We start from the raw sequence: 25,437 nt of genomic DNA, 5'->3' as shown, positions 1-25,437 counted from the left end.
CGCTTTAAGCCTTAATAAACAGCTACTTATACCCAAAGTGTATAAATAGTGCTGAAAGCGTTACAATATGAACCACGATTAAAGGCCATTCACGCTAACGCAGGGTGCGTGACACTACCTTAGACGCTAAGCTGAAGATTGCTTTTCTATTGAGTCGTCGCTCACAAGAGGAGACACCATGAATAACGCAGAACTGAACGAACTGAAACTCAAATATGTTGCTGCCGGTGCTGCCAGCCCCGCCACGGCCTTCGCTGACCGTGCTGAAAACGCTGAAATCTGGGATGCCGACGGCAACCGCTTCATCGACTTCGCGGGCGGTATCGGTGTACTCAACGTGGGTCATCGTCATCCCAAGGTCGTCGCCGCCGTCAAAGCGCAGTTGGATAAGGTGATGCACACCTGCCAGACCGTCATGCCCTATGAAGGTTACGTGAAGGTAGCTGAAAAGCTCAGCCAGATCGTCCCTGTTCGCGGCCATGCCAAAGTCATGCTGGCCAACTCCGGCGCTGAAGCACTGGAAAACGCCATCAAGATTGCCCGTGCCGCTACCGGCCGTTCCAACATCATCTGTTTTGATGGCGGCTACCACGGGCGTACCTTCTACACCATGGCCATGAACGGCAAGGTCGCTCCTTATCAGACCGATTTCGGCCCCATGCCGGGCACTGTTTTCCGTGCGCCCTACCCGGTTGATTATCATGGCGTAAGCGAAGACGAAGCGCTGCGCGGCCTGCACATGGCGCTGAAAACCGATGCCGGTGTCAACAACACTGCGGCTATCGTACTGGAGCCTGTGCTGGGTGAAGGCGGCTTCTACCCGGCGCCGAAGAGCTTCCTTGAGAAGGTGCGTGCGATCTGTGACGAGCACGGCATCCTGATGATCATTGACGAAGTTCAGTCTGGCTTCGGGCGTACTGGCAAGATGTTCGCCATTGAACACAGCGGCGTTGAGCCGGACCTGATGACCATGGCCAAGAGCATGGCAGACGGCATGCCGATCTCAGCTGTTGTGGGTACCGACAAGCACATGGATGCTTCAGGCGCCAACTCGCTGGGCGGCACCTACACCGGTAGCCCGACCTCCTGTGCGGCTGCACTGGCCGTTATGGAAGTGTTCGAGGAAGAAAACATCCTCGAGAAAAGTCAGGCACTGGGTAATAAACTGGCCGAGCGTTTCGGCGGCTGGGAAAACAAGTTTGATTGCGTCGATAACGCTCGCAACATGGGCGCCATGGCGGCATTCGAACTGGTCAAGGACAAGGCCAACCACACACCGGATCCGGAACTGACCGCCAAGGTCTGCGCCAAGGCGCGTGAACACGGCTTGATCCTGCTGTCCTGTGGTCTGCACGGTAATACCATCCGCTTTTTGATGCCTGTCACCATTGAAGACAGCGTTCTCAACGAAGGCTTGGATATTGTTGAAGCCTGCCTGGATGCACTGACCTGAGCAATCTCTCACGTCAGATGTTAAAAAACCGCCCGAAAGGGCGGTTTTTTTATGGCTGGCAATCACATACTCTGACGCCTCATGCACCCTCAGGGCGGCGATCCCCTTCCAGGAAATTGGCGACAAACGCTGCCTTGCCGTAGGTTTCAAATGACCACTTCATCACATCAGACAGCGCTGCCATGACGGCATCAAATTCACCAAACACCTGAGTGCTCATACGGTTGGGGTACACTTCCAGGCCGCTTTCCTGCAGGCGCTTCACCACTTCACGCACGGGCGGTTTGAAATCATCGGTCAGTGGATAAAAACTAAGCTGGACAGAAAGATACATAGTGTCTCCTTAAGTCATACACGTTAAGTCATACACGGCATTGAAGAAATCTATATGAGCCATCGGACACTGAAAGCGTTACCCGACCTCACTATCTGCCATCACTCTACCATGCAGCTTGGCACCACTTAAGCAATCAAATCGAACGGTGGTTACATCCCCCAGCACATCGGCTTTCTGCAATAGCGCCAGTCGCTGTGTTGCATGAATATCGCCCTCCACCTTACCGTCAATGGTGACCTGCCCACCCTTGATAGAAGCGGTCACATGGGCACCGGATGCCAGGTGTACGCGCTGATTTTCAGCCAGTACGGCTCCGAGAATACACCCTTTGATAATTACACTCTCACGCGCAATCAGATGGCCGTGCACCGTTGTGGCCGGCCCGATATGACAACCTGCCGATAGGTTTTTACCACGCTCCTCGCGATGCACCGCCGGTTCAGGCATCAATTCCACCTCAGCATCAATTGGTTGTTGCTCTGGATGATCCGACTTCAACACCTTCTGGGATAAGGCCTGAGTAGCCGCCGCCTCCTCAGCTAATTCATTTTTGTGGCTCTTACGACGACGGCGCAAACCATCAGCCACAATCAGCACCATGCAAAGCGCACCCGCCAGAATCAATATACCTTGATCAATCATGCCAAGAGCCTTGGATAATATGCGGTATTGGTAATTTAAACCTAGCGCATTAAGTTGAATTTATCAGCGTGAATAATCATGTAAAACATGCATAACACACTCACTGACTAGAATGTTCGTGCTAGAGTAGCTGAATTCATAAAAATCAACAAATCAATACACGCCCACACAAACCAACAAGGGAAATAGCAATGTTCAATAAGTCTACCGCTCCGGCAGTGTCCTCAAAAAAAGGCGCCGAAGTCGAGAACAAACAGCAGAACAACCTCGCCAGCATTGCCTCGGACAGCGCTCCAAAAGCGTCACTGCCAAGCCCGTCCGGTTCATCCATAGGCCGCTATACCGACGTACAGGGCGATATCTTCAGTGACGAAAACCTGACGATTGATGGCAACGTAGAGGGTACGGTGACCTGCAAGGCAAAAACAGTCACACTGGGGCAGGAAGGCTCCCTGGATGGCAATATCTATGCCCACACACTGCATGTTTCCGGGCGGGTGGAAGGCAATTTGGTCGCGCTGGAAAAAGCCACTATCCATGATGGCGCCAATGTCTCAGGCACCATTATTACCCCCAACCTGATTATCGAGGATGGCAGTAAATTCCGTGGCAGTATCGATATGGATCCGGCCAACGAAATTTTCGAACGTATCTTTGACAGTGGAGCTCACAAAGCGCCTACTTCCGGCACAGCAGCAGTCAGCAAAGCCACGCTGTCAGCCAAGACCAAAACTACCGGCACCGATAATGCCAGTAAAAATAACCAGCAGGCGGGTGACGAAGAATCAGCCAAAAAAGCCAATTAAGCTGACTTGCGGCTAGGCTAGCCGCTGCCAGGCGGCCAAAATAGCGCTACGCGTCTCTTCAGGGTGCTCCATGGGAAACATATGTGAGCCGGGCACCTTGTCCACCTGCAGACCGTGGCGCTCCAGGCGTTTGATACGCGCCGCCGTCAGCAGATCCGAGGCTTCTCCTGCTACTATGCTGACAGGCACCTTGAAGCGCCTGGGCAGGCGCGTCAGGTGGTCTGGCAGGTGGCGAAAAATGGCGACTTCAATCGTGGGGTCGAAGGTCAGCTCAGCGCGGCCATCATCCAGTAGCCGCGTTCCCGCTTCAATATAGTCATTGAGCGCCTCTGGCGTGAACTGACGGAAGAGCCCACGGCGACGCAGGTATATCCCCATGGCCTCACGGCCCGGCCACACGGTGCGCCGCCCCAGGGTCTTTCCGGCGGGGGTGATACGGTCAATAAACCCGAAGCGCTTGGCCGCTTTCATCACCCATGCGTCCGTGCCCAGCATCAAGGGCGGGTCAAGCATCACGACCCCGTGAAAGCGCTGCGGGGCCTTGGCCGCTGCCATGGCCATCAGGGTGCCACCCAGCGAATGCCCAACCCCGAATACCGGCGCGCCCGTTGCAGGCAACTGCGCCAACAATTCATCCACCAAGTTCGCCCAGTTATGGTTCACCGGGTAATCCGGGTGATGCCCCAGCCGATCCAGCGGGTGCAGATCAAACTGCTCCGCCAGCGGCGCCAGCAAACTGCGATAACTCATTCCCGGAAAGCCATTGGCATGAGCAAACACTAAACGGGGGCGTTGGGTATTATCAACAGTCATGGCAGGCTCGCAGCGTCAGCAGTCAGAAAACATAGGTTATTGGTTATTTCGCAGATCAAGCTATCATACGACTGTTTTAACGCGCGGTACTCACACCGTCAAGCTTCTGCCAGGCTGACAATGTGAGCAGCACACGTTTAGGACGCCAAAAATTACAGCATTGGCAGCCCGAGCTCTTTAAGAAATGCATTATGTGTTTTGGTGGACGATGTAATGCGCTGATCAATTTCTTTCAGCGTTTTATGCACCTCGCCCAAATCGATTTCTTCCTCTGGCTCTGCAGTGCTGATATAGCGCGAAATATTGAGGTTGTAATCATTCTTCTCAATCTCTTTCATCCCCACACTGCGGGCATACCGCTCAACGTTTTTCGGGCGCTTCTGGTAGGTAGCGATGATCTTGTCGATGTCTTCAGGGCGCAGGGTGTTTTGTCGTTTACCTTTTTCAAAGTGCTCCTTGCCACTAGCGTTGATAAACAGTACATCATCCGGCTTTTTACACTTTTTCAGCACCAGAATGCAGACAGGAATACCCGTCGAGAAAAACAGGTTGGAAGGCAAGCCAATGACCGTATCAATATGGCCATCCTTGAGCAGTTTGGTGCGAATACGCGACTCAGCACCGCCACGAAACAGCACACCATGGGGCAAAATAATTGCCATGGTGCCTTCATCACCAAGGAAGTGAAAACCATGCAGTAAAAAAGCAAAATCCGCCGCTGACTTGGGCGCTAGGCCATGGCTTTTGAAGCGGAAGTCTTCGCCCAGCACCTCGTTGGGTTCCCAGCGATAGCTAAACGGCGGATTGGCCACCACGGCATCACATTGCAGCTTCTTGGCGGGGTTCATCTCGTTGAGAATATCCCAGTCATTCTCCAGGGTATCACCGTGGTGAATACTGAACTCGGTATCCTTCAAGCCGTGCAGCAGCATGTTCATGCGGGCCAGGTTGTAGGTGGTGATATTCTTTTCCTGACCGTAGATCATACCGATGCCATGAGCGCCCATCTGCTTGCGCACATTGAGCAGCAACGAACCCGAGCCACAGGCAAAATCCAGCACGCGGTTGAGCTTTTTCTTTTTACCCGAAGAAGGATCCTGGCTATCCAGCGTTACAATACACGAAAGAATGGTCGACACCGATTGCGGGGTGTAGAACTCCCCCGCCTTCTTACCGGAACCCGCCGCAAACTGGCCGATCAAGTATTCATAGGCATCGCCAAGAATATCGCTATCGGTGGAGAACTGCGCAATGCCTTCTGCAATTTTGCTGATAATGGTGCAGAGCTTTTTATTGCGTTCTGCGGCACTTCTACCCAGCTTTTCCGAGTGTAGATTAATTTCCGAGAACAGCCCCTGAAACGTGCTGGCAAACGACTCGTTCTCAATATACTTGAAGCCCCGCACCAGGGTTTGTAAAAGCTCGGCGTCTTGGGTGCGCGCCTGTTCGGCAATGCTGCTCCATAGGTAATCCGGGTGGATCACATAGTGCATCTTACGTCGCATCTGCTTTTCAAACGCTGGAACGTCCTCAGCGTTATCCCGATACCAGATGGATAAAGGCGCACGACGGTCATTTGCTTCAAGTTTAGGGTAGTCTGGCCCTAGCTCTTTTTTAGCGGCCGCCTCATAGTTATCAGATAAATAACGTAAAAACAGAAACGACAGCATATAGTCGCGGAAGTCATCGGCATTCATCGCACCGCGCAAATCGTCGGCAATGCCCCAGAGGGTTTTACCCAATTGGCTAAGTTGCTCTTTGGTCATGGTTCTATCTGCACCTTAATACTGCGTTCTGTGTTTGAGTTTGTCTTCCATTGCTTTTAGCTCTGCCTCATCAGCCTCGTCAGCCGCAATGGCTGCTTGGGTTTTGCGGCGCTGATCGAAGTCGGCGTAACGGCCACTGGTCAACCGATCCATCTGCATATGGCTGATGGAGCCCGCATGGGTCAGCAAAGGAAAGCCATTGCTGGTGATAATGTCATCTACCCGCGCCTGCCAGAAAGCCATGGGGGTTTCCTGGCGACTCTTGGCGCGCAGCTCAGCGGTTTCCAGAAAGATCACCACCAGCCGGTTGAGGGTGTCGATTTCATCTTCACTCAAATAGTTTTTGGCAATCAGTATATCCTGCTTACGCACTCGGTCGCCTTTCCAGCTGAGCAGCCCGAAATGCGCATCCTCCGGGTTGGCGCGAGCCATGATCAATTCAGCGGCCGTTTGTTGCGTTACCGCATACAACAGCAGGTTCTGCACACTGGCAAAAAACTGCTGCGTGGCCCGATCGGTCTTGTCGTAATCGCTACTCAGGGCGAACAGATCACGCACTTTCTGATAGAAGCGCTTCTCGGATGCCCGGATATCGCGGATACGCGCCAGCATCTCATCGAAGTAATCCGGACGGCCATCAGGATTCTTCAGGCGCTCATCATCCATGACAAAGCCCTTGTTCAGGTACTCGCTAAGAACGGTGGTGGCCCAGCGACGGAACTGTACCCCCCTGGGCGAACGCACCCGATAGCCCACCGCCAGAATGGCGTCGAGGTTGTAAAGGGTCAAAGAGCGTCTCACTTCACGCCCACCTTCGTTCTGAACTACCGAGGAATCCTCGGTAGTTGACTCATGACGCAACTCACCTTCCATGTAAATATTTTTGAGATGTAGGCTAATATTATCGGCGCTCACATTGAAAAGCTCCGCCATCTCACGCTGACTAAGCCAAATGGTGTCTCCATTCGCCCGCAGCTGAATCCGATTCTTGCCATCTTCGGTGGTGTAGAGAATCAAATTAGTCATACGGCCCCCTCATCCTTGGCTAGAAACAGCTCCGGGTTAAAGCGATAGTTGTCCATAAAGTCGCGCAGATGCGCTGCAGTTTCATAAAGACTAGCGAAATCTTTCACTGCATTACTCATGAAACAACGCTCACCACGCTAGGAAAGAGCTTCTGCATCAGACCTTTTTTATGAGTTTTTAAGGCATCGAGCTTTTCAATTTGGGCGGCGATCTGAGAATCCAAGGATGAGAGACAGTTGGCAATCATCTGCTGCTCTTCAAGATACGGAAGTCCAATCGAGAATTCTTTTAGAATCGTAGTCGTTAAATTATTGTAGATCCCGCCATGAGTAGCAGAGCTATTAAATACTCTTTGAAGATTAACTAAACAATAATAAAGGTAATCGACATTTATCCTTTGCATGTCAATATCAACTAAAGCAAGAAAGCCATCGTGTATGCATGCGTCAACGGCAAGAAAGCTCGGAATTCCTACATCGCCCGAGCATATAATCGTCAATGTACCTTTCTGGCATAAGCGGCTAAGCTTGGCACCTTCTTTCGTCAAAAAATCAATGCATGGTGTTACCCACTTTCCATCTCGCGAAACGTCCTGTCCCATCAACCGAGGAATATCACCATCATAGAATCTTGGATCATTTCTGGGTCTTGGGCTTGCTCCACGAATAATTGTACCCAAATCTTGTAACTGGCTAGTCTTCCATTCCCCTCGACCCTGAAACTCTGGAAAGCGCAGGCGAGGAACGGTTTCGCCTTCACGGGGAAAGAGCTTCTGCATCAGCCCTTTTTTATGCGTTTTGAGGGCATCGATTTTTTCCGCTTGGGCAGAGATCAGCTCATCGAGAGACGAAAGGCAATCGGCGATTTTTTGTTGTTCTTTTGAGTCTGGCACAGCAAGCGGATATTCCTTTATCAAGGAAATATCGCCCCTTGGCATTTTTACGCCTTTTGCTCCTTTCATTACATGGTCAATGAAGTGTTCGCTTTTTAGATGTGCTGATAGAAATGAGTCTGCCACCTCTTGCATGGGCCGCACGACAATCACATCGTTGGATGCAGCGCCACACCTATCCGCCACCCACACTTTTTTTAGATAGGGGCGAATATTGGCAATCAATATGTCTTTGGGCTTATAACTTGTAAACGAGCCAGACGGCGGAAGCTTAGACGCCACATTTATACCGTCAAAATCTGGCAAGATATTCTCAGTGCTAACGTAGCTAACTAAATCAAGATCATTGACTGGGACTCGCTTCTTAACAAAGCTCGATACATCTTTATCGCCCAGTTTTTTAAGCCTCCACTCCCCAGCATCCCAAAACTCTGGAAAGCGCAGGCGGGGTATCAGTGCTTGTTTTTCACTCATAGTACCGCACCTCCCTTGCTGCGGGTTTTGGGCAGGCCTGAAAATTCCTGCACGTGTCGGTCTTTAACGGTGTTTCGGGTAGGATGCAGTTCTCTCACCAGCGGTGAGAGAATTAGGCGTATTCTGCTGCGGCCATCTTGCAGGGCTTTCTGCCGCGCTCGCTGAATTTGCTGTAGCAATGCATCGAAACTGGCCTGGGTGTTGCTGGGTGGTTTATTCATACGCCGCCAACCCGGAAATTTCGCGCCCTTGGGCCTGCTTCTTCAAAAAGGGCACTAACTCTTCCATCAGCGCCAGTTCGGCTTTGCTGCGTGCTTTCCAACCCAGTTCCAGCGGTTCAAACACGTCACTTAGGCGTTCACCATCAAAAATCATGCGGTCGAAAATCGCGTCAACAAAGCCTTTCAACGTATCCGCTTGCAAACCGTGCCTTGCCGCTAGCTCACTTATCTCTCCGTCCGCTTTTTGTGCTTTGAAGGCCTGGTAACCATCGCGTATCGCGTGTTCGCTTAAGCCCTCACCTGCCTCCAAGCGGTTGATGTAGGCAACGATATCATCGCGCTCCTCCATCAGGTTGCTGCTGGCAGAGAGCATATTAACCAACTGCGTGCGGCTCATACTCTGTTTGCCGGGTTCTTCCTGACTAAAGCGGGCTACCAGCCCCATGATGTAGTCGTAGTCAATCAGCGCCGAGGAGAAGAGCACAAATTCAAAATCTAACTGATCAATGTCTGTCTGTACCTCGCTGGCCTCTTCGCCACGTTTACCTTGCTGAGCCTTAAGGCGTTGCGCGGTTTCCAGATACGATCCTCGTAATGCTTTTAGCTGCTCCTCAGGCAAGAGGGCGTTGATTTTCTCTACTTGCGCTTCATCAAGGTCGGTGTATTGATCAAGCTGGGTTTTTAGGCGCTGAACTTCTTTAAAGCGATTAACGAACTCGGTACGTGCAGCGTCGCCTTTGAGGTTGTAAACGCCTTCAGGCTCCATCACCTTGCTGGCCTCGTCACTACTTCCTAGCTCATCGACCAAGCCTTTTTCTGCCATAAATGCTTCTATCGCCACCACAGCTTCTTCGTACTTTTCAATCACCTTGGGAGCAGGGTCAACCAGCCAGATTTCGCGGGAGCGGCTGGTATCCTCACCAGAAAAGAGCGCGATAGCCTCATCAACCGTGGTTTGCTGACCACGGAAATCAAGAATATTGCCGTAGGGCTTGGTGTCATTGAGCACACGGTTGGTGCGAGAAAACGCCTGAATCAAGCCATGGTGCTTGAGGTTTTTGTCGACATACAAGGTGTTGAGGTACTTGGAATCAAAGCCTGTGAGCAGCATATCCACCACTATGGTGATATCGATCTTGTTTTTGTGGGGATAATCACTGTTGGCGTATTGCTGATCTTTGATGCGCTGCTGCACATCCTGATAATACAGGTCAAATTCGTTAATGCTGTGGTTGCTGCCATATTGCGCGTTGTAGTCGGCAATGATGGTTTTGAGCGCCGCTTTCTTTTGTTCCGGCTCTTGCTGGTTATCCGCTTTTTCCTGGGGCAGATCTTCCTGTAGTTGCTTAACGTCTTTGTTACCTTCGGCGGGCGGAGAGAACACGCATGTGATGTTCATAGGTTGGTACGCTGGATCTGATGCCTGACGCTCCGCCTGTAATTGCTTAAACAGCTCGTAATACGCAATGGCATGGTTAATTGAGGCCGTCGCCAGTATCGCGTTAAAGCGCCGCTGGTTAGTGGCGGCGTTGTGCTTGCTTAGAATGGCCTCAACCACCGCCTGCTGGGTAATGTTCTCGCTGGGTTTAGCGGGTTGCTTTTTATCAGTACGGCTTCCTTCAGGTGCCTGCTGGTCTGCGTTTTCCTTCTTACCCTCGTGCTTGAAGTAGTCAATATGAAAGCGCAGCACATTTTGATCTTCAATCGCATGAGTAATAGTGTAGGCGTGCAGGCGCTTTTCAAAAATGTCTTCAGTGGTTCGGTAAGACCCGACAGTGCCATCAATCTGTTTATACGTTGCGTTGTCTTCAAATATGGGCGTACCTGTAAAACCGAACAGTTGCGCGCTGGGGAAGAACGCCTTGATAGCTTTATGGTTATCGCCAAACTGGGAACGGTGGCATTCATCGAAAATGAACACAATGCGCTTGTTGCGCAATGGCTCTAGGCGCTCTTTGTAGGTGAGCCTGCCGTTCTCTTTATGCTGCTGGTTGCGCTTGCTGTTTTCATCCAGTGCTAACCCCAGCTTTTGAATGGTCGTGACGATCACTTTGTCGGCGTAATCTTCAGAAAGCAGGCGGCGCACCAGGGTTTCGGTATTGGTGTTTTCTTCTACACAGCCTTGCTGGAATTTGTTGAATTCCTCACGCGTTTGGCGATCAAGATCTTTGCGGTCAACGACGAACAGACATTTTTCAATATCGGGGTTGTCCTTGAGCAGCGTAGACGCTTTAAAAGACGTCAGCGTTTTACCACTGCCGGTGGTGTGCCAGATGTAGCCATTCCCACGATTCTGATGGATACAATCGACAATAGCCTTCACCGCATAGATTTGGTAAGGCCGCATAATCATCAGCTTTTGCTCACTGGCGACCAATACCATGTAGCGGCTAATCATCTGGCCAAGCGTACATTTGGCCAGAAAGCTATCAGCAAAATCGTCCAGGTGTTTGATTTTGCGATTATCCTCACCGGCCAATTGATAAATCGGCAAAAAACGCTCATCGGCGTTAAAGGCAAAATGCTGACTGTGGTTATTGGCAAAGTAGTAGGTGTTATGACGATTACTAACAATAAATAGCTGCATAAAGCACAGCAGCGTATTGGCGTAACCGTTACCGGGATCATTTTTGTATTGGACAATCTGCTCCATCGCCCGGCGCGGCGTGATACCAATGGATTTCAGTTCGATTTGCACCAATGGCAAACCGTTAATCAGCAGAATCACATCATAGCGGTGGTGGCTGTTATCCGTATTGATGCGCAGCTGGTTAATAACTTCAAAATCGTTTTTACACCAATCCTTGAGATTGACCAGCATGTAGTCCAACGGCGTACCATCTTCACGCTGGAAATGGCCGTATTCACGCAGCGACTTAGCCGCCTGGAAAACATCAGCATTGATAATTTCATCGCGCAACCGAGCAAATTCGGCATCGGTTAGCCGAACATAGTTAAGTGCCTCAAATTTTTCACGGAAATTTTGCTCAAGAGCGGCTTTATCGCGAATGTCAGAACGATAAACGTACTTTAGCTCATTGAGCTTTTTAATCAGTTGCTGCTCGATTTCGCTTTCTTTTGAAGACATCCTATGTACTCTTTTGTCTTACGCAGATGATTTTTTGCATGACTCGTCTGGTCAGTATCTTGCCTCAAAATGGCAAACGATGCAGTCTCACTTTGGCCAGCTATTCAGCAGTGCCTAGCCGTTACCCAACTCAAAACAGCGCCAACTGCTGGGCACGGGTTTCTTCCGCCAGCCGATACCCCACGCCGAGCAGGCGAACCGGGCGGTTGCCGCGCTGCCAGCCAATGTTTAACAGGCCTTCAAACTGGGCGGCATCCGGGGCGGGGTCGGCGTGTTCCACGGTGGTCTGGGTGAAATCGTTGAACTTGACCTTGACCACGGCACCACGCACGCCGGGGGGTGGGTCGAGCTTGGCATAGCGTTGTTCGAGATCGGCGATCAGGGCGGGCAGCGCCTCACGGCAGCTTTCCAGGGTGGGCAAGTCTTGTGGGTAGGTCTGTTCGGTACTCACTGATTTGCGTTCGCGCTGGGTTTTCACCGGGCGCTCGTCACGCCCATAGGCCAGGGCGTGAAGGCGTTCGCCAAAGCGGCCGAACCGCTCCACCAACGCCACCAATGGCCACTCGCGCAGGTCGGCACAGGTATGAATCCCCAGGCCATGCAGTTTTTCAGCGGTGCGTGGGCCGACGCCGTGAATCTTGGTGACTGGCAGCTCACGCACAAAATCATCTATAGCCTCAGGGGGAATCACGCACAGGCCATCCGGCTTGTGCCAGTCGCTGGCAATCTTGGCCAGAAACTTGTTGGGCGCCACGCCGGCGGAAACCACAATGCCGACTTCATCACGCACCCGGGCGCGAATCGCTTCGGCCATGCGGGTGGCGCTGCCCTGGTAAGCGGTGATGGCGGAAACATCCAGATAGGCTTCATCCAGGGAAAGCGGCTCAATCAGCGGCGTTATCTCGCGGTAGATGGCAAAGACTTCCCGGGCAACGGCCTTGTATTTGGCCATATCACCGCGTACTACCGTCAGGTGCGGGCAGCGCTTCAGCGCCTGAGCCATGGGCATGGCGGAATGAATGCCAAAGGCACGCGCCGGATAGTTGCAGGTGGCCACCACTCCCCGGCGCTCCACGCTACCCCCGATGGCAATGGGGATATCACGAAGCGCCGGATTGTCACGCATTTCTACTGCTGCATAGAAACAGTCGCAGTCGCAATGAATGATTTTGCGCACCTGCCGCCCTCTCACCCTGTAAGAATGAACAGTTTACCACAGGCGACACGGCGCGTAGCAACGCCGCCAAACTCAGCGGGTATCAGGTGCCGCAGAAGGTGCGCAGTACCTGCTGCTGCTCGTTCGCTGGCAGGCCGAGTTCGCGGGTGTCCGCGGTATCTGTATAGGGGGTTGTTACCGCTGCCAACAGGCGATGGAAGGGCGCAAGATCGCCATCATTGGCGGCCTGAATAGCCTCTTCCACGCGGTGATTACGCGGAATAATCAGCGGACTCGCCTTGCGCATGGCCTGCCAGCGCTGTTCCTGCTGGCTGGCCACCTGGTGTGCTTGCCATTCATCTACCCAGGGCGCCAGCGCCTCAGGGGTGGCCGACAGGGCCAGCAGGGCCTGGCGGGAGGTATCGCCCGGCGCTCGGGCCAGCTGGGTCAGCGCATCAAAGGTCGCGGTCATGTCCATGCGCCCTTGCTGCATCTGGGCTTCAAGCGCAGCCATCAGCTGGCTGGCCTGATCATCCTCGGCGTCAAGCCCCAGCTTGTCGGCGTGAATACGCTGCTGCTCGGCGGCAAACACGCCATCAAAACCACGCAGAATGTCGGTCAGCTGGGATACGCGGGTCTCCTGCTCGCCTTCCAGTAACGGCAGCAGACATTCGGCAAAACGCGCCAGATTCCACTGGGCAATCAACGGCTGGTTGGAAAATGCATAGCGTTTACCGCTATCGATTGAGCTGTAGACCTTTTGTGGGTCGAACTGCTCCATAAAGGCGCAGGGGCCGTAATCAATGGTCTCCCCAGCAATGCTCATGTTATCGGTGTTCATTACCCCATGAATAAAGCCAACGCCCATCCATTGGGCCACCAGCGCCGCCTGACGCTGCAGGACGGCTTCGAGCAGCGCCAGGTAGGGCTGTTCCGCCTGCTGCGCCTCTGGGTAATGGCGCTCAATGACGAAATCCGCCAGCGCCTTGAGGGCCGTGTGATCCTGACGCGCCGCCACAAACTGGAAGGTGCCGACCCGCACGTGGCTGGCGGCCACCCGGGTCAGCACCGCCCCCGGCTCGACCATCTGGCGCATCACCCGCTCGCCGCTGGCCACCGCCGCCAGGGCACGGGTAGTGGGAACGCCCATCGCCGCCATGGCTTCACTGACCAGATATTCACGCAGCACCGGGCCGAGGGGCGAGCGGCCATCGCCACCGCGTGAAAACGGCGTACGCCCGCTGCCTTTGAGCTGGATATCGCGGCGCACCCCATGCTGATCCACCACCTCGCCCAGCAGCAGCGCGCGGCCATCCCCCAACTGGGGCACAAAGTTACCGAACTGATGGCCCGCATAGCCTAACGCCTTGGGTTCAGCACCGGGCGGCAGAGCGTTACCGCTGAACCACTCAGCCAGCCTGGCATCATCCGGCGCCTCTCCCAGGCCCAAGGCATCCGCCAGTGGCTGATTGAAAGCAATCAGGCGTGGGGCCTCAACGGGCGTGGGTTGGCAGGCAACCCATAACGGCTCGGGCAGCGTTGCAAATTGGTGTTCAAATGCCAGCATGGGGGTCTCCACTGTTGATCTGTTGAGCGTTATAATACCCTATCATTTTACTCAAGTAATAGGCGACAAGATGACGCCATCCGGCCTTTCAAGCGCTTCGTCCACATCGGCACCTGCGTCGGCGCTTTTGCCTCACTCCCCCTTGCCGCTGCCCAGGGAGTTCTATGACCGCGATACCTTGCAGGTGGCGCGCGATCTTCTGGGCTGCCAACTGGTACGCCTTCATCAGGGCAAATTGATGGTCGCCCATATTGTGGAAACCGAAGCTTATCGTGGCTCGGAAGACTCCGCCTGCCATGCCCATCGGCGTAAAACGCCCAGAACCGAAGCCATGTTCGGCCCACCGGGCCACGCCTATGTGTATCTGGTGTATGGCATGCACTGGCTGTTGAATGTGGTCACCCAGCCTGAAGGCAACCCCTGCGCCGTGCTGATCCGCGCCGTGGAACCCGTGGAGGGTGAAGACGCCATGCGCGCCCTGCGCAGCGCCAAGGGCCGCCAACTGTGTAATGGCCCCGGCAAGCTGACCCGCGCACTGAGTGTGGATAAAGCCCTGTATGGCCATGACATGACTCGCTCTGAGCAACTCTGGATCACCCAGGCAGCAACCCCTGCTGCGATTGCCAGCGGCCCGCGGGTAGGTATCGACTACGCCCAGCCCGCTGACCGCGATGCGCCCTGGCGGCTATGGCACGAGGGTAATTCCTGGGTCTCCAAGGCGCGTTGAACGGGCGCTGCCCTGCAGGCAGTGCACCGCATGTTCCAGCACGGGGGTAATCGGCGCCTGCCAACGCTGGGCCATCAGCCCATCAGCTCGGGTGACCCCGAGCGATAGCGACGCCAACGGCAAGCCCTGGGCATGGGCCTGGCGGCAAAAGCGGTAGCCGGAAAACACCATCAGCGACGTCCCCACCGTGAGTACTGCCTGGGAACGCTGCAAACTTTCCTCAGCGGCCTGACGGCGTTTGGCGGGCACCACATCGCCGTAGTAGACCACCTCAGGTTTCAGGATGCCGCTGCAACGCGGGCAGTCCAGCACCTTGAAGGTGCTGAAATCCATCTCCAGATCCGCATCGCCATCCGGCGCGTGGCCTGCCTGCAGGTGGGCAAAGGCCGGGTTCATCCGCGCCATCTCGGCGTGCATGGCGTGGCGCATCATGCGGTAGCGGCAGGACATGCACGACACCAGATCAGCCCGGCCATGCAGGTCAATCACCCGCTGCGAACCTGCGCGCTGATGCAGGCGATCCACGTTCTGGGTGACCAGCTGTTCGATATAGCCCATGCGTTCCAGCGCCGCCAGGGCACGATGCGCACCGCTGACCGGGGCATCACTCAGCGCCCGAAACCCCACCAGGGCACGCGCCCAGTAACGCTTGCGAACACTCAAGGATGCCATGAAATCACCATGCTGAACCGGCGGGGAGCGCTTCCACTGGCCATCAACGCCGCGGTAGTCAGGAATGCCACTGTCGGTGCTCACCCCCGCCCCGCTGATCACCCATAGCTTGCGGTAGCGGTCGATATAATCGGCCAGCGCCTCACCTGCCTGCTCGACATTTGTGTGCATTTTATTTACCTGTATCAAGATTTGGTCACAGAATAATGTTAACCCCTAGGCAAGGCTTGTACATCTCAACGATACTGTGATGATCAGTTTAACAACTTCAGGCCAGACAGTGGGCCTGGGTCACGTTTTTGGGTGGGAGAAATCAGCATGCAACGCGATCATGAAGTGGTAATCATTGGCGGTGGAATGGTGGGCGCGGCGCTGGCGGCGCGGCTTGGCTATGCCGGTATGAATGTCGGCCTGGTAGAGCAAGGCGCGCCGCCCACGCCTCCTGAAGGCGATTTTGACCTGCGCATTTCCTCGCTCAATGCCCGCTCGCTGGCGTTTCTCGAGGCCAGCGATACCGCCTTACCTGAAGAACGTTGCTGCACCTTCCGACATATCGAAGTGTGGAACCAGGATGGCAAGGGCCATAGCCACTTTTCCGCCGAAGACAGCGATATGGATCAGTTTGGTGTATTTATCGAGAACCGCACCCTGCAGTGCGCGCTTTGGGAACGCCTTGAGCGTATGCCCGGCGTCACCATCTATACTCACTGCGCCCCTGTCTCCACCATGGCCGCAAGCGATGCCCGCGTGGTGGAGCTGGATAACGGCAAGATTCTCAACGCTGGCTTGATCGTCGGCGCTGACGGTGCCCGCTCGACCCTGCGTGAGCTGGCCGGGATCGAGATCACCACCTATGACTACCACCAGCGGGCGCTGATCACCAATGTGGAAACCGAGCTGCCCGAGCAGGATGTCAGCTGGCAATGCTTCACCCCCACCGGGCCTATCGCCATGCTGCCGCTGCCCGGCCACCATGCCTCCCTGGTATGGTACGACAGCGATACCGCCACCCGCGAGCGGGAAATGCTCAGCGATGAGAGCCTGAAAGACGCCATTGAAGCCGCCTTTCCCAAGCGCCTGGGCAACCTGATCCGCGTCACCGGCCGCGCCAGCTTTCCAATCAGACGCCAGCACGCCAAGCGCTATATCGCCAAGCGCCTGGTGCTGATTGGTGATGCCGCTCACGTCGTTCACCCGCTGGCAGGCCAGGGGCTGAACATCGGCCTGCACGATGCCGACGCCCTGGCGGAAACCCTACTCGCCCAGCGCGATGTAGGCGACAGTACCGCCCTGCACCGCTATGAAATCCAGCGGCGTGTTGCCAACCAGGCGATGATTGCCGCCACCGAAAGCTTCCACCACCTGTTTACCGGCGCCGCCCCACTGCGCCGCCTGGGCGATGCCAGCCTGCAACTGGCCGAACGCTTCCCACTGGCCAAACGCATGATGATGCAGCAGGCCAATGGCCTTAACCCCTTTAAAATGCGCTAACAATGGCTAGGCTGATAAGGTGGCAGCGCAGCGGCCTCACCCACTTCATCAGCAATCCACTGCCTCACGCGGGGTCATGATTACACAGGCTTCTGGCAACGCCTCAGCATCGGGTGAGACGGCGATAACAATAAACTCATCCATGCTGGGGAAGGCGGTATTAAGGCGCTCATTCAGCGATGCCTCTGTTACCGCCTCAAGCTCCTCGTTTAGCGAACGCTCTACCGGATACTCATCCAAGGCACTTTCCAGGGCGCTGCTCGCCTGCACCGCCACAAGATCGGCGAGTTCAGCCAAACGAGAAGCCAGGGGCGCTTTATGGTCTGCAAGCTCCCCTTTCAGGCCATCTTGCCGGAAATTGGCGTATGCCTCACGCACCACCGCTTCGGTCTCTGCCACTTGGTTTGTGTCAATATCTCCGGCCATGGCAAGAATCCGGTGCTCGCGCGTATAATTATTCACTCCTGCACCAAAACCATAACTGGCACGCAGTTGCGTGCGCACGGCATCAAAGAGAACGCTTTGGTCATCGCCACCCAGGGCATGCGTCAGGAGCAAATCTTCAACTTCGCCGCCCTCTCGGGTTGGCGGTAACGGCGCAATAAACGCCAGCGTTGACACTTCTGCTTGTGGCATGTGGAGTAGAATTCGGCGGGGTGTGAAGTCTGGCGAGACGCTTCGTTGCACCTCACGCACCTGTTCCGGCAATCCTGCGAATAGTGCATCCAACGCTTCCCCGGCTGATCCGGCATCGATATCACCCGCCACAGCAACGGCTTCTGGGGAGCGCGTAAAGGTCTCAGCATGCCAGCCAGTAATATCGTCGCGAGTAAGTTCATCCAGTGGATTCAGGTCATACAGAGATAATGCATTACGCAAGGGGTGTTCACCAAATACCGCCCAACGAACAGCCTCAAACCCGGCGGCCACAGGCTGTGCACGCTCTTCCGTCACGCCCTGAGAAATGCCATCACTTATCCGATCCAGCCATGACTGCTCCAGTGAGGGAGCACGCAAATGGGCGTTGGCAATCTCGACAACCTCACTGAGGTCATCACGCTTCAAGACCATGGCGCCCACTATGTGATCGTTTGCCGCCGCATATAAACCGCCTTGCGCCTGCATATCCGCCAGGTGCTCATTGACCTCACCTGCCGGGTATCCTTCAGCACCTCCGGCAAGAATCAACTCCGACCCCACCAGCGCTGCGGCCGGATTGGTATTCTCGCGGTATGCCCAGTCCGTTGGCCAAGCGACCTGAACAGCCACATCGTCGCTTTTAGGCATAGCAAGCAAGGTATACGCTATGCCTCCTGGGCTAACTTCGTTACTGGTGGAGGGACCACTTTTATTGGTCTCTTCTGCAGAACAGGCAGCTAAACTGGCAACTAAAGCAGCAAGTGGTATCAATCGAATCATTCAAACCTCTCCTTGGGGCCGATAAACGCAACGGCCGTTCGTCCTTCCCCTGTTATTTCATTTAACAAGGTATTAATTGTTTGATGTGAAAGCTGTTGTTCAAGGCGCTCCACATCAGGGCGTGGCAAGGGGTGCCGCAGCGCGGCAACCCTCCCTAGGGTGTAATCTGCCATCCAGCGGGCGGTTTCGTCATCGTCCTCCCAGTCAGGCCAGAAGTCCTCAAAACGGTTTAACACCCGCTGGTAGGTGTCATCGGGAATGCCAGTATCAGTAATCTCAGCCAGCGTTTCCTTGAAAGCTGTTTGCACAGCCCTCAGGGATACGCCCCTGTCAGGGGCAGCCCTAAATCTAAGCTCGATGTGACGCTCATCGAGGGGCCAGACCTGCACATCAAAGCCACGTGCAATGGCATTATCAAAACGCAACGGCCCGGCAAGACCGCCAGGCAGGTTAGCGTTGAGAATATCCGCGAGCAGCAAGGCATGCGTTTCCAGCAGGTCAAAAGGGATAGACTCAGGCAGCGCCGCCACGTGCCGCAGAATGACTCGCGCAGAGGCCTCTTTCTCCGGGTAACGCAGCAAGGTATCTGCAGGCTCAGCCAGCTCAAAGGTTGGAGGCTGAATCTCTGCGCCAGCGTCTTGTTTGGCGGGCCAATCGACATCCTTCAGCGCTCGGTTAACGTCTCGCTCAGTCACACCCCCGGTGACCAGCAAGGTAGTATTTTCCGGACGATGGGTAGCGGCATGCAACGCACGGGCGCCATCGTAGCTGAACCCACGAATGTCATCTGGCGTGCCCAGCACTGAAGAAGCAAGGGTATTTCCCGCATAGAGAAACACATTCATCGCCTCCGCCGCTTGTGCATCCGGCTTATCGACCGTACGCGACTCGTATTCACGTAAAACAATGTCGCGCTCTTCTTCAGCAAATTCAGCAGGGATTTCAAGAGGCTCAAAAAGCCCTGAAAGGGTTTGAAGGATATCGCTCAGTTCATCAGGGTTACCGGAAAGCCAATAACCGACGGCATAGGGGTTCGTCCAGGCGTTAGAGTGCCGATCAGCGCTGCGCTGTTTGGCCCCCACCGTGTTTAACCAGGCGAGGTGCTCAACATAATGCGCCAATCCGGAAGCTGGGTTTTCGTGCCTGATAATGACGTGGGCCTGAACTTTTTGTGACTCTGTCCGCTGAGTATAGACGCGGTTTTCCTGGCTCGAAGAAACAGCACCCAAAAGCCATAAAAGGAGGAACAACGTGGTAATGGCGACCACCCAGCATCCAGAGGATCTTATCAACGACTTAGCAAGCATCATGAATCGAGCTTCTTTTTTAACAGCGTCCCTATTAAGCCAAGCGCTTCATATGCCACAAATGCTCCTAAAAAAGCCACCAAAGCGTTAATAAATGAAAAATTATCACCATCAGTAAAATCAAAATATAGTGACATTGATGCGCATAGAATGCCGACCTTTAATCCACCTTTTAATCGTGTATACATGTATTCCCCGGTTAAAAAAGGCGGATAAAATTGAGAAAGAGGTCGTTGTGAGCGCCAATAAATCAAGTTTACCTAATAAATTTATCGATGTTATAACATTGATGCAACTCGCCTTGCTTAAACTTTAGTCGTATTATCTATCACAGAGACTGCAGTGACGCACTGTCGAAGCCTCCCCTTTAAAATGCGCTAACAGCGGCTAGGCTGATAGGGTGGTTATCAAGTGCTCGGGTTTGTGAGCATGGCAAAGAGTTCATCCTCCGTGATGGCCAACGGCACCTCTATCAAAGGAAAGCGCATGATATTCAAACAACAGCAAGCGTTATTCAGCGTAGCGGCATTGACCACCCTCAGCCTGCTTCCGGCGTCGGCGCTGTTCGCCTGGGACGGTATCGTCGAGAAACAAGTGTTCTCGATGGAGGATTTCACCACTCAGGGCGGTGAGAGCATTCCCGAGCTCAATGTGGGTTGGGAAGCCTACGGCGAATTGAACGAGGCCCGCGATAACGTCATTCTGATTACTCATTTTTTCTCCGGCACCAGCCACGCCGCCGGCCGCTATGACCCGGATGGCGAGCCGACCGGCTATTGGGACGCCATCATCGGCCCCGGCAAGCCGCTGGATACCGATGAGTACTACATCATTGCATCGGATACGCTGGTAAACCTCAATGCCAATGATCCGAATGTGACCACCACAGGGCCCGCCTCGACCAACCCGGAGACCGGCGAACCCTGGGGCATGGATTTTCCGGTGGTGACCATCCGCGACTTTGTCGAGGTCCAGCATGCCCTGCTGGAAAGCCAGGGCATTGACGCCCTGCATGCGGTCATGGGCGCCTCCATGGGCGCCCTTCAGGCGATTGAATGGGCCAGCGTTTACCCTGACAAGGTGGACAGGCTGATCCCCGTTATCGGCGCTGGCGTAGCCGACCCCTGGATATTATCCAGGCTAAACCGCTGGGCAGCACCCATCCGCCTGGATGCCAACTGGAATGAAGGTGATTACTACGAAGGTGAGCCACCCATCGATGGGCTGAAAGAATCGCTCAAGCTCGTCACGCTCGATGCCAATCACTGGCGGTGGGCCAACGAGACCTTTAACCGCGACTGGGCCGACGAAGCACGCGACCCTGCCCAGGATATCAACGCCCGCTATGCGGTCGAGCAAACGCTGGATGACATTGCCGCCGCCCGGGCAGCCGCCTCCGATGCCAACCATTTCCTGTATCTGGTGCGCGCCAACCAGGCCTTTATGGCGGGCCACGGCGACTCCTTAGAAGCGGGCCTTGCCGCTATCGACGCCCCTACCCTGATGCTCTACAGCGAGGATGATCTTGCCTTCCCGCCTAAAAGCGTGCACCGCACCGCCGAGTTGATTGAAGAAGGCGGCAGCGATGTGACCCTTGAAACCCTGGAAGGTAACCGGGGCCATCTGGACGGAGTGGTCTCTATTGGCCAGTCCAGCGAAACGCTACGTGAATTTCTGCAATAGCGCGTTTCTGCAATAGATATCGCGTGGCCGCCTGTGCAACAGCAGGCGGCCCATGGTCGACATTGAACTTTTGCATCCCTCTCTTATTCACGGAGGGTTTTATACCGCTGATTGCGACAGCCTTATCTGTACGATATCCTGAACAGAACAACATTCTGTACAGGAGGCGATTTATGGATGCCATAAGCTACACAGCCGCTAGAACTCATCTGGCTAAAACAATGGAGCAGGTCTGTGAAGACCATTCTCCTGTGATTATCACCCGCAACAAATCACAGTCTGTGGTCATGATGTCCCTTGAAGACTACGACGCATTACAGGAAACCACCTACCTGCTGCGAGCGCCAAAAAATGCGCGGCGATTGCTGGAATCCGTCGCCGAGCTTGAGCAAGGAGGTGGTCAAGAAAAGGAATTGATTGAATGAAGCTCATCTTCTCAGAAAACGCCTGGGAGGATTATCTGTATTGGCAGACAACGGACAAGAAGATCCTTAACCGAATCAACAAACTGATCAAGGAAATCAAGCGAGAACCGTTTGAGGGTGTTGGCAAACCCGAACCCCTCAAACACAGCCTTAGCGGTTACTGGTCCCGGCGCATCAACGCAGAACACCGTATCGTTTACAAAGTCACCGATGACGCCCTCTTGATTGCCCATCTTCGCTATCACTACTGATGAGTACCAAATCGCAAAAATAGCGGCTGATTGCGCTTTACGGGCTGAAGATCAGCAGCAGATAGGCCAGGAACAGAACGATGTGAACAGCACCCTGCAGCACATTTGTTCGGGTGCCTCCGAAGGTCATCAGGCACACAACCAGCGTCAGCAGCAGCAACACCATGGGGGCCATATCAAGCCCTAGCTGCAGATTGGCGCCTGTTATAAGGCTGACGGCAACCACCGCGGGTAGGGTCAGGCCAATGGTTGACAGCGCCGAACCCAGCAGCAGATTCACCGAGCGCTGAAGCTGGTTGGCACGGGCGGCTGCCAGGGCCGCCATGCTTTCCGGTGTGAGCACCACCAGGGCGATGATCACCCCACCCAACGCCACCGGCGCGCCCGCCTGGACAATGCCAAAATCGACAATCATGGCGATAAGTTCCGCCAGCAGCACTATGGTCACCAGCGTCAGGAGCAACAGGACAGCGTGATAGCTTGTTGCGTGCTGTGGGCCATGATCATGCGAGTGCCCGGGCGCCGCTTCATGGTCTGCCGCCCTTTCCTGCATGGGTTGCTCAAAATAGCTCTTATGGCGGAGGGTTTGAATGGCCAGAAAGATGCCGTAAAGCACCAGCGTGATAATCGCAAAGAACCCTGCCTGAATGGGAGTGAACGTCGGGCTATCCGTGGAAGCGGTGAAATCGGGCAATACCAGTGCGAAGACAGCGAGGGGCACCAGAACGCCAAGATAGGCCCGCGCGCCTGGCAGGTTGTAGTCCTGCTCGCCATGGAAAAAACCACCAATCAGCAGGGAAGCGCCGGTGAGGCCGCCCAATACGATCATGAGCACCGCCGTCATGGTATCCCGCGCCATTGTTGGCGCCTCGGCGCCGGTCAGCATCACCGCTGAGATCAGCGACACCTCGATACCCACCACCGCCAGAGTAAGAATCAGCGTACCCAGCGGCTCACCCAGCTTGATGGCCAGCACATCAGCATGTCGAACCACATTAAAGGCAGCCCAAAGCACCACGGCAAACAGCCATACGGCAAAGAAAACGCCCATCAGGGGTTGAGCGGTTTCAGGGGTAACGGCTTTGTTCAAGGCGTCATGCAGCCCGAAATGAAAAATCAGGAAGGTGAGCAACGCCACCAGAAACGAAGCTTCTTCGCGTAAAAACCGACCGACTAGGGAGCGTCCGTTTGAGGATGCGGTTGCAGTCATGACCCTGAACTCCTTTTCCAGTTGACTCTATAGTGAAGGTGAAATAACCACTGTGTGTTAACCACCCGTCTACTCACTGATATTGATATCGACGCCTTTACGTTTGAGATGACTCAGAAAGTCATACAGAGACTGGTTATCAAAGGCGTTGGCGGCGTAATCCAGCTTGAAGTAATGGCCATCATCGAGCACAAACATCATCCGGGCAGCGGCTTTACTGTTGGCTCCTCGCTGGCCGGAGGAAGGCTTTTCCATTTTATGGTGACGGGTGCCGATATGAACCTTTTTAAGTTCCCCCAATGGCAGTTCATTGTCAATTGAACCGCGCCCGGAAATCCCTCTGACCCGCAACTGCTGGCCGTTAAGGGATAATTCATAGGCGGCCAGAGAGCCAATCAGCCATTGGACATAGAGGTAAAACCCACCGGTGAGCAGCACCGCGCCAATGATCAACCCCAGCTGCTGAGCCAGCGCCGGTGCCATCCCCAATGGCTGCATCAATAGCCACACGGTAAACCCCACAAAGACAACACCGTAAAGCAGCAAGGCCACCAACAGCATGGGCAGCCAGGCAGAAAACGACTTGATGATCTGTGCGGGGGAATTCACTCTGACATCCATATGGGCCCTTCCGGCATTGGCAGTTTTTCGCCAGCTTAGCAGCTGCCCTGTGTCCAGACTATTCCAAGCATCAGCTTTGTGGGCCATCGTTTCGGTGTAGGCCTTTTCTCGCGCGCTTTGAGCTGCCAAGTACCCCGCACACCTGAATGACGTCTATAATCGCCTACAATGCCTGCCCCCCTCTACTCTTAAAACTCTAAGCCACGGGCCTATGACTGCTAGCAACCGCCATCGAAGTACAAAAAGCCAGACCAAGCCTGCCCACAAAGGCCTGCACCCGAGGAATCTGCACAACCAGGGTTATGACTTCCCAGCGCTGGTAAAAAGCCACCCGGCACTGGCCCGCCATGTAAAACCCAATGCGTATGGTAACCTTTCCATCGATTTCGCAGACCCACTGGCCGTCAAGCGCCTCAACGCCGCGTTATTACGCTGGCACTATAATATTGTCGGTTGGGATATTCCGGAGGGCGCGCTTTGTCCTCCCATTCCAGGCAGGGCTGACTATATCCACTACGTGGCGGACCTGCCTGGAATAGGCGACGAGCGTGAACAGCCCGGCGTCAAACTGCTTGATATAGGGACGGGAGCCAATGGCATCTACCCACTACTGGCCTGCCAGATTTACGGCTGGCAGTGTGTCGGCAGTGACATCAACCCTCAGTCGCTTGACAACGTCGCCACCATTATCGCCAACAACCCCCAACTCAAAGCGCGCTTTACGCTGCGCACGCAGCACGATAAACATCAGATTTTTGCAGGGATCATTCAAGCGGGGGAGTTCTTTGACGTCAGCGTGTGCAACCCACCCTTCCACGCCTCGCTGGATGAAGCACTTAAAGGTAACCAGCTTAAGCTCAATAACCTGGCCCGTCATCGCGGTGAGCAAAACACCGATACAAGATCCCCCTCGCTGAATTTCGGGGGGCTGGGAGCAGAGCTATGGTGCAAAGGAGGCGAACAGCTCTTTCTGAAAAAGCTGATAAAGGAAAGCCAGGTGTATGCCACTCAATGCCGCTGGTTTACCAGCCTGGTTTCAAAAGCTGACAACGTTAAGCCCGCCAAAAAGCTGATTGCCAAGCTTGGCGCCGTTGATTGCAGGGAAATAGAGATGAAGCAGGGAAACAAGATCACCAGGATATTAGCCTGGACATTTATGTGAGCGGCCACATGCTTATCAACTGATTACCCCCTGAGCCCAAGGTCTTCACGAATCACCTCAAGATGGCGGAAGGTAATCACGATAAGCGCTTTTGCAGACCTGGAGGGTTTACGTCGACCTTGCTCTCATTATAGCAAGGTCCGCGGAGAAATATGCGGCACCTCTGGGTCAGCGCATCTTGCCACGCGCTTCTGCAACCTCGTTAGGCGCAACACGACTGCTTAATGC

General features: G+C 54.5%; 25 protein-coding genes. 8 read left to right on the top strand and 17 right to left on the bottom strand.

The genetic code is table 11. The features are described 5' to 3' along the window. The first annotated feature begins 178 nt into the window (after window positions 1-178). Window positions 179-1,453, top strand: a complete 1,275-nt coding sequence (gene gabT, locus OR573_03580) for a 4-aminobutyrate--2-oxoglutarate transaminase (GenBank protein XGA80750.1) — start codon at window positions 179-181, stop codon at window positions 1,451-1,453. Window positions 1,454-1,532: 79 nt separating this feature from the next. On the opposite strand, the gene OR573_03575 is transcribed toward gabT, so the two are convergent. Then, entirely contained in the window at window positions 1,533-1,787 is a 255-nt protein-coding gene (locus OR573_03575; GenBank protein XGA80749.1) for a thiamine-binding protein, read from the bottom strand. Between the two features lie 78 nt (window positions 1,788-1,865). Continuing rightward, window positions 1,866-2,432 carry a polymer-forming cytoskeletal protein gene (locus OR573_03570; GenBank protein XGA80748.1) on the bottom strand — a complete coding sequence of 189 codons (567 nt, stop codon included), beginning with the start codon at window positions 2,430-2,432 and terminating at the stop codon, window positions 1,866-1,868. A 191-nt stretch (window positions 2,433-2,623) separates the two neighbouring features. Between OR573_03570 and OR573_03565 the strand changes: the two genes are divergently transcribed. Continuing rightward, complete coding sequence (locus OR573_03565; protein ID XGA80747.1) at window positions 2,624-3,238, top strand: polymer-forming cytoskeletal protein; 615 nt, start codon at window positions 2,624-2,626, stop codon at window positions 3,236-3,238. Between the two features lie 12 nt (window positions 3,239-3,250). On the opposite strand, the gene OR573_03560 is transcribed toward OR573_03565, so the two are convergent. The 9 genes from OR573_03560 to OR573_03520 all read right to left on the bottom strand — a co-directional run bounded on the left by OR573_03560 (window position 3,251) and on the right by OR573_03520 (window position 14,241). Beyond that, window positions 3,251-4,051, bottom strand: a complete 801-nt coding sequence (locus OR573_03560) for an alpha/beta hydrolase (protein ID XGA80746.1) — start codon at window positions 4,049-4,051, stop codon at window positions 3,251-3,253. Window positions 4,052-4,203: 152 nt separating this feature from the next. Next, a complete protein-coding gene (locus tag OR573_03555; GenBank protein ID XGA80745.1) occupies window positions 4,204-5,817 on the bottom strand; it encodes a type I restriction-modification system subunit M in 1,614 nt (537 codons plus the stop codon). 15 nt (window positions 5,818-5,832) lie between these two features. After that, window positions 5,833-6,843, bottom strand: a complete 1,011-nt coding sequence (locus tag OR573_03550; GenBank protein ID XGA80744.1) for a virulence RhuM family protein — start codon at window positions 6,841-6,843, stop codon at window positions 5,833-5,835. Then, window positions 6,840-6,962, bottom strand: coding sequence for a hypothetical protein (locus OR573_03545; protein XGA80743.1), 123 nt, complete (start codon window positions 6,960-6,962; stop codon window positions 6,840-6,842). The genes OR573_03550 and OR573_03545 overlap by 4 nt, the downstream gene beginning before the upstream one ends. Next, window positions 6,959-8,209 carry a restriction endonuclease subunit S gene (locus tag OR573_03540; protein ID XGA80742.1) on the bottom strand — a complete coding sequence of 417 codons (1,251 nt, stop codon included), beginning with the start codon at window positions 8,207-8,209 and terminating at the stop codon, window positions 6,959-6,961. Before OR573_03540 ends, OR573_03545 begins: the two co-directional genes overlap by 4 nt. Further along, complete coding sequence (locus OR573_03535; GenBank protein XGA80741.1) at window positions 8,206-8,430, bottom strand: hypothetical protein; 225 nt, start codon at window positions 8,428-8,430, stop codon at window positions 8,206-8,208. Before OR573_03535 ends, OR573_03540 begins: the two co-directional genes overlap by 4 nt. After that, complete coding sequence (locus tag OR573_03530) at window positions 8,423-11,518, bottom strand: type I restriction endonuclease subunit R (GenBank protein ID XGA80740.1); 3,096 nt, start codon at window positions 11,516-11,518, stop codon at window positions 8,423-8,425. The genes OR573_03535 and OR573_03530 overlap by 8 nt, the downstream gene beginning before the upstream one ends. A 130-nt stretch (window positions 11,519-11,648) precedes the next feature. Next, window positions 11,649-12,695, bottom strand: a complete 1,047-nt coding sequence (gene dinB / locus OR573_03525) for a DNA polymerase IV (protein XGA80739.1) — start codon at window positions 12,693-12,695, stop codon at window positions 11,649-11,651. Between the two features lie 82 nt (window positions 12,696-12,777). After that, complete coding sequence (locus OR573_03520) at window positions 12,778-14,241, bottom strand: YdiU family protein (protein ID XGA80738.1); 1,464 nt, start codon at window positions 14,239-14,241, stop codon at window positions 12,778-12,780. Window positions 14,242-14,311: 70 nt separating this feature from the next. Between OR573_03520 and OR573_03515 the strand changes: the two genes are divergently transcribed. Further along, window positions 14,312-14,968, top strand: coding sequence for a DNA-3-methyladenine glycosylase (locus tag OR573_03515; protein ID XGA80737.1), 657 nt, complete (start codon window positions 14,312-14,314; stop codon window positions 14,966-14,968). On the opposite strand, the gene OR573_03510 is transcribed toward OR573_03515, so the two are convergent. Beyond that, window positions 14,927-15,811, bottom strand: a complete 885-nt coding sequence (locus OR573_03510) for an NAD-dependent protein deacetylase (GenBank protein ID XGA80736.1) — start codon at window positions 15,809-15,811, stop codon at window positions 14,927-14,929. The two genes, OR573_03515 and OR573_03510, sit on opposite strands and share 42 nt — an antisense overlap. A gap of 147 nt (window positions 15,812-15,958) precedes the next feature. On the opposite strand from OR573_03510, the gene OR573_03505 reads away from it, so the two are divergent. Further along, window positions 15,959-17,131, top strand: a complete 1,173-nt coding sequence (locus tag OR573_03505; GenBank protein ID XGA80735.1) for a UbiH/UbiF/VisC/COQ6 family ubiquinone biosynthesis hydroxylase — start codon at window positions 15,959-15,961, stop codon at window positions 17,129-17,131. 48 nt (window positions 17,132-17,179) lie between these two features. On the opposite strand, the gene OR573_03500 is transcribed toward OR573_03505, so the two are convergent. From OR573_03500 to OR573_03490, 3 genes are read right to left on the bottom strand one after another with little or no spacing between them, the layout of a single operon-like run. After that, window positions 17,180-18,550 carry an insulinase family protein gene (locus OR573_03500; GenBank protein ID XGA80734.1) on the bottom strand — a complete coding sequence of 457 codons (1,371 nt, stop codon included), beginning with the start codon at window positions 18,548-18,550 and terminating at the stop codon, window positions 17,180-17,182. Further along, on the bottom strand, window positions 18,547-19,857 hold the full coding sequence (locus OR573_03495; GenBank protein XGA81654.1) for an insulinase family protein: 1,311 nt from the start codon (window positions 19,855-19,857) through the stop codon (window positions 18,547-18,549). The genes OR573_03500 and OR573_03495 overlap by 4 nt, the downstream gene beginning before the upstream one ends. Beyond that, entirely contained in the window at window positions 19,857-20,045 is a 189-nt protein-coding gene (locus OR573_03490; GenBank protein XGA80733.1) for a hypothetical protein, read from the bottom strand. Before OR573_03490 ends, OR573_03495 begins: the two co-directional genes overlap by 1 nt. A 298-nt stretch (window positions 20,046-20,343) precedes the next feature. On the opposite strand from OR573_03490, the gene OR573_03485 reads away from it, so the two are divergent. The 3 genes from OR573_03485 (at window position 20,344) to OR573_03475 (ending at window position 22,216) form a co-directional block, all read left to right on the top strand. Then, window positions 20,344-21,540: a homoserine O-acetyltransferase gene (locus tag OR573_03485; protein ID XGA80732.1), complete on the top strand. Its 1,197-nt coding sequence runs from the start codon at window positions 20,344-20,346 to the stop codon at window positions 21,538-21,540. A 173-nt stretch (window positions 21,541-21,713) separates the two neighbouring features. Next, window positions 21,714-21,965 (top strand): type II toxin-antitoxin system prevent-host-death family antitoxin, encoded by a 252-nt coding sequence (locus OR573_03480; GenBank protein ID XGA80731.1) that lies wholly within the window; start codon window positions 21,714-21,716, stop codon window positions 21,963-21,965. Then, window positions 21,962-22,216 (top strand): Txe/YoeB family addiction module toxin, encoded by a 255-nt coding sequence (locus tag OR573_03475; GenBank protein ID XGA80730.1) that lies wholly within the window; start codon window positions 21,962-21,964, stop codon window positions 22,214-22,216. Before OR573_03480 ends, OR573_03475 begins: the two co-directional genes overlap by 4 nt. Before the next feature lie 37 nt (window positions 22,217-22,253). Here the strand turns inward: OR573_03475 and OR573_03470 are convergent, their stop codons facing one another. Together OR573_03470 and OR573_03465 are read right to left on the bottom strand one after the other, a co-directional pair. Beyond that, window positions 22,254-23,426, bottom strand: coding sequence for a sodium-potassium/proton antiporter ChaA (locus tag OR573_03470; GenBank protein XGA80729.1), 1,173 nt, complete (start codon window positions 23,424-23,426; stop codon window positions 22,254-22,256). A 69-nt stretch (window positions 23,427-23,495) separates the two neighbouring features. Further along, window positions 23,496-24,035, bottom strand: a complete 540-nt coding sequence (locus OR573_03465) for a hypothetical protein (protein ID XGA80728.1) — start codon at window positions 24,033-24,035, stop codon at window positions 23,496-23,498. A 223-nt stretch (window positions 24,036-24,258) separates the two neighbouring features. Between OR573_03465 and rlmF the strand changes: the two genes are divergently transcribed. Continuing rightward, window positions 24,259-25,209: a 23S rRNA (adenine(1618)-N(6))-methyltransferase RlmF gene (gene rlmF / locus OR573_03460; GenBank protein XGA80727.1), complete on the top strand. Its 951-nt coding sequence runs from the start codon at window positions 24,259-24,261 to the stop codon at window positions 25,207-25,209. Window positions 25,210-25,437: the final 228 nt, after the last annotated feature.

The sequence above is a fragment of the Halomonas sp. CH40 genome, from assembly GCA_041875495.1.
Taxonomy (GTDB): domain Bacteria; phylum Pseudomonadota; class Gammaproteobacteria; order Pseudomonadales; family Halomonadaceae; genus Vreelandella.
Note: the sequence above shows the minus strand (reverse complement) of the source record. Positions and strands in the feature narration are given on the sequence as shown.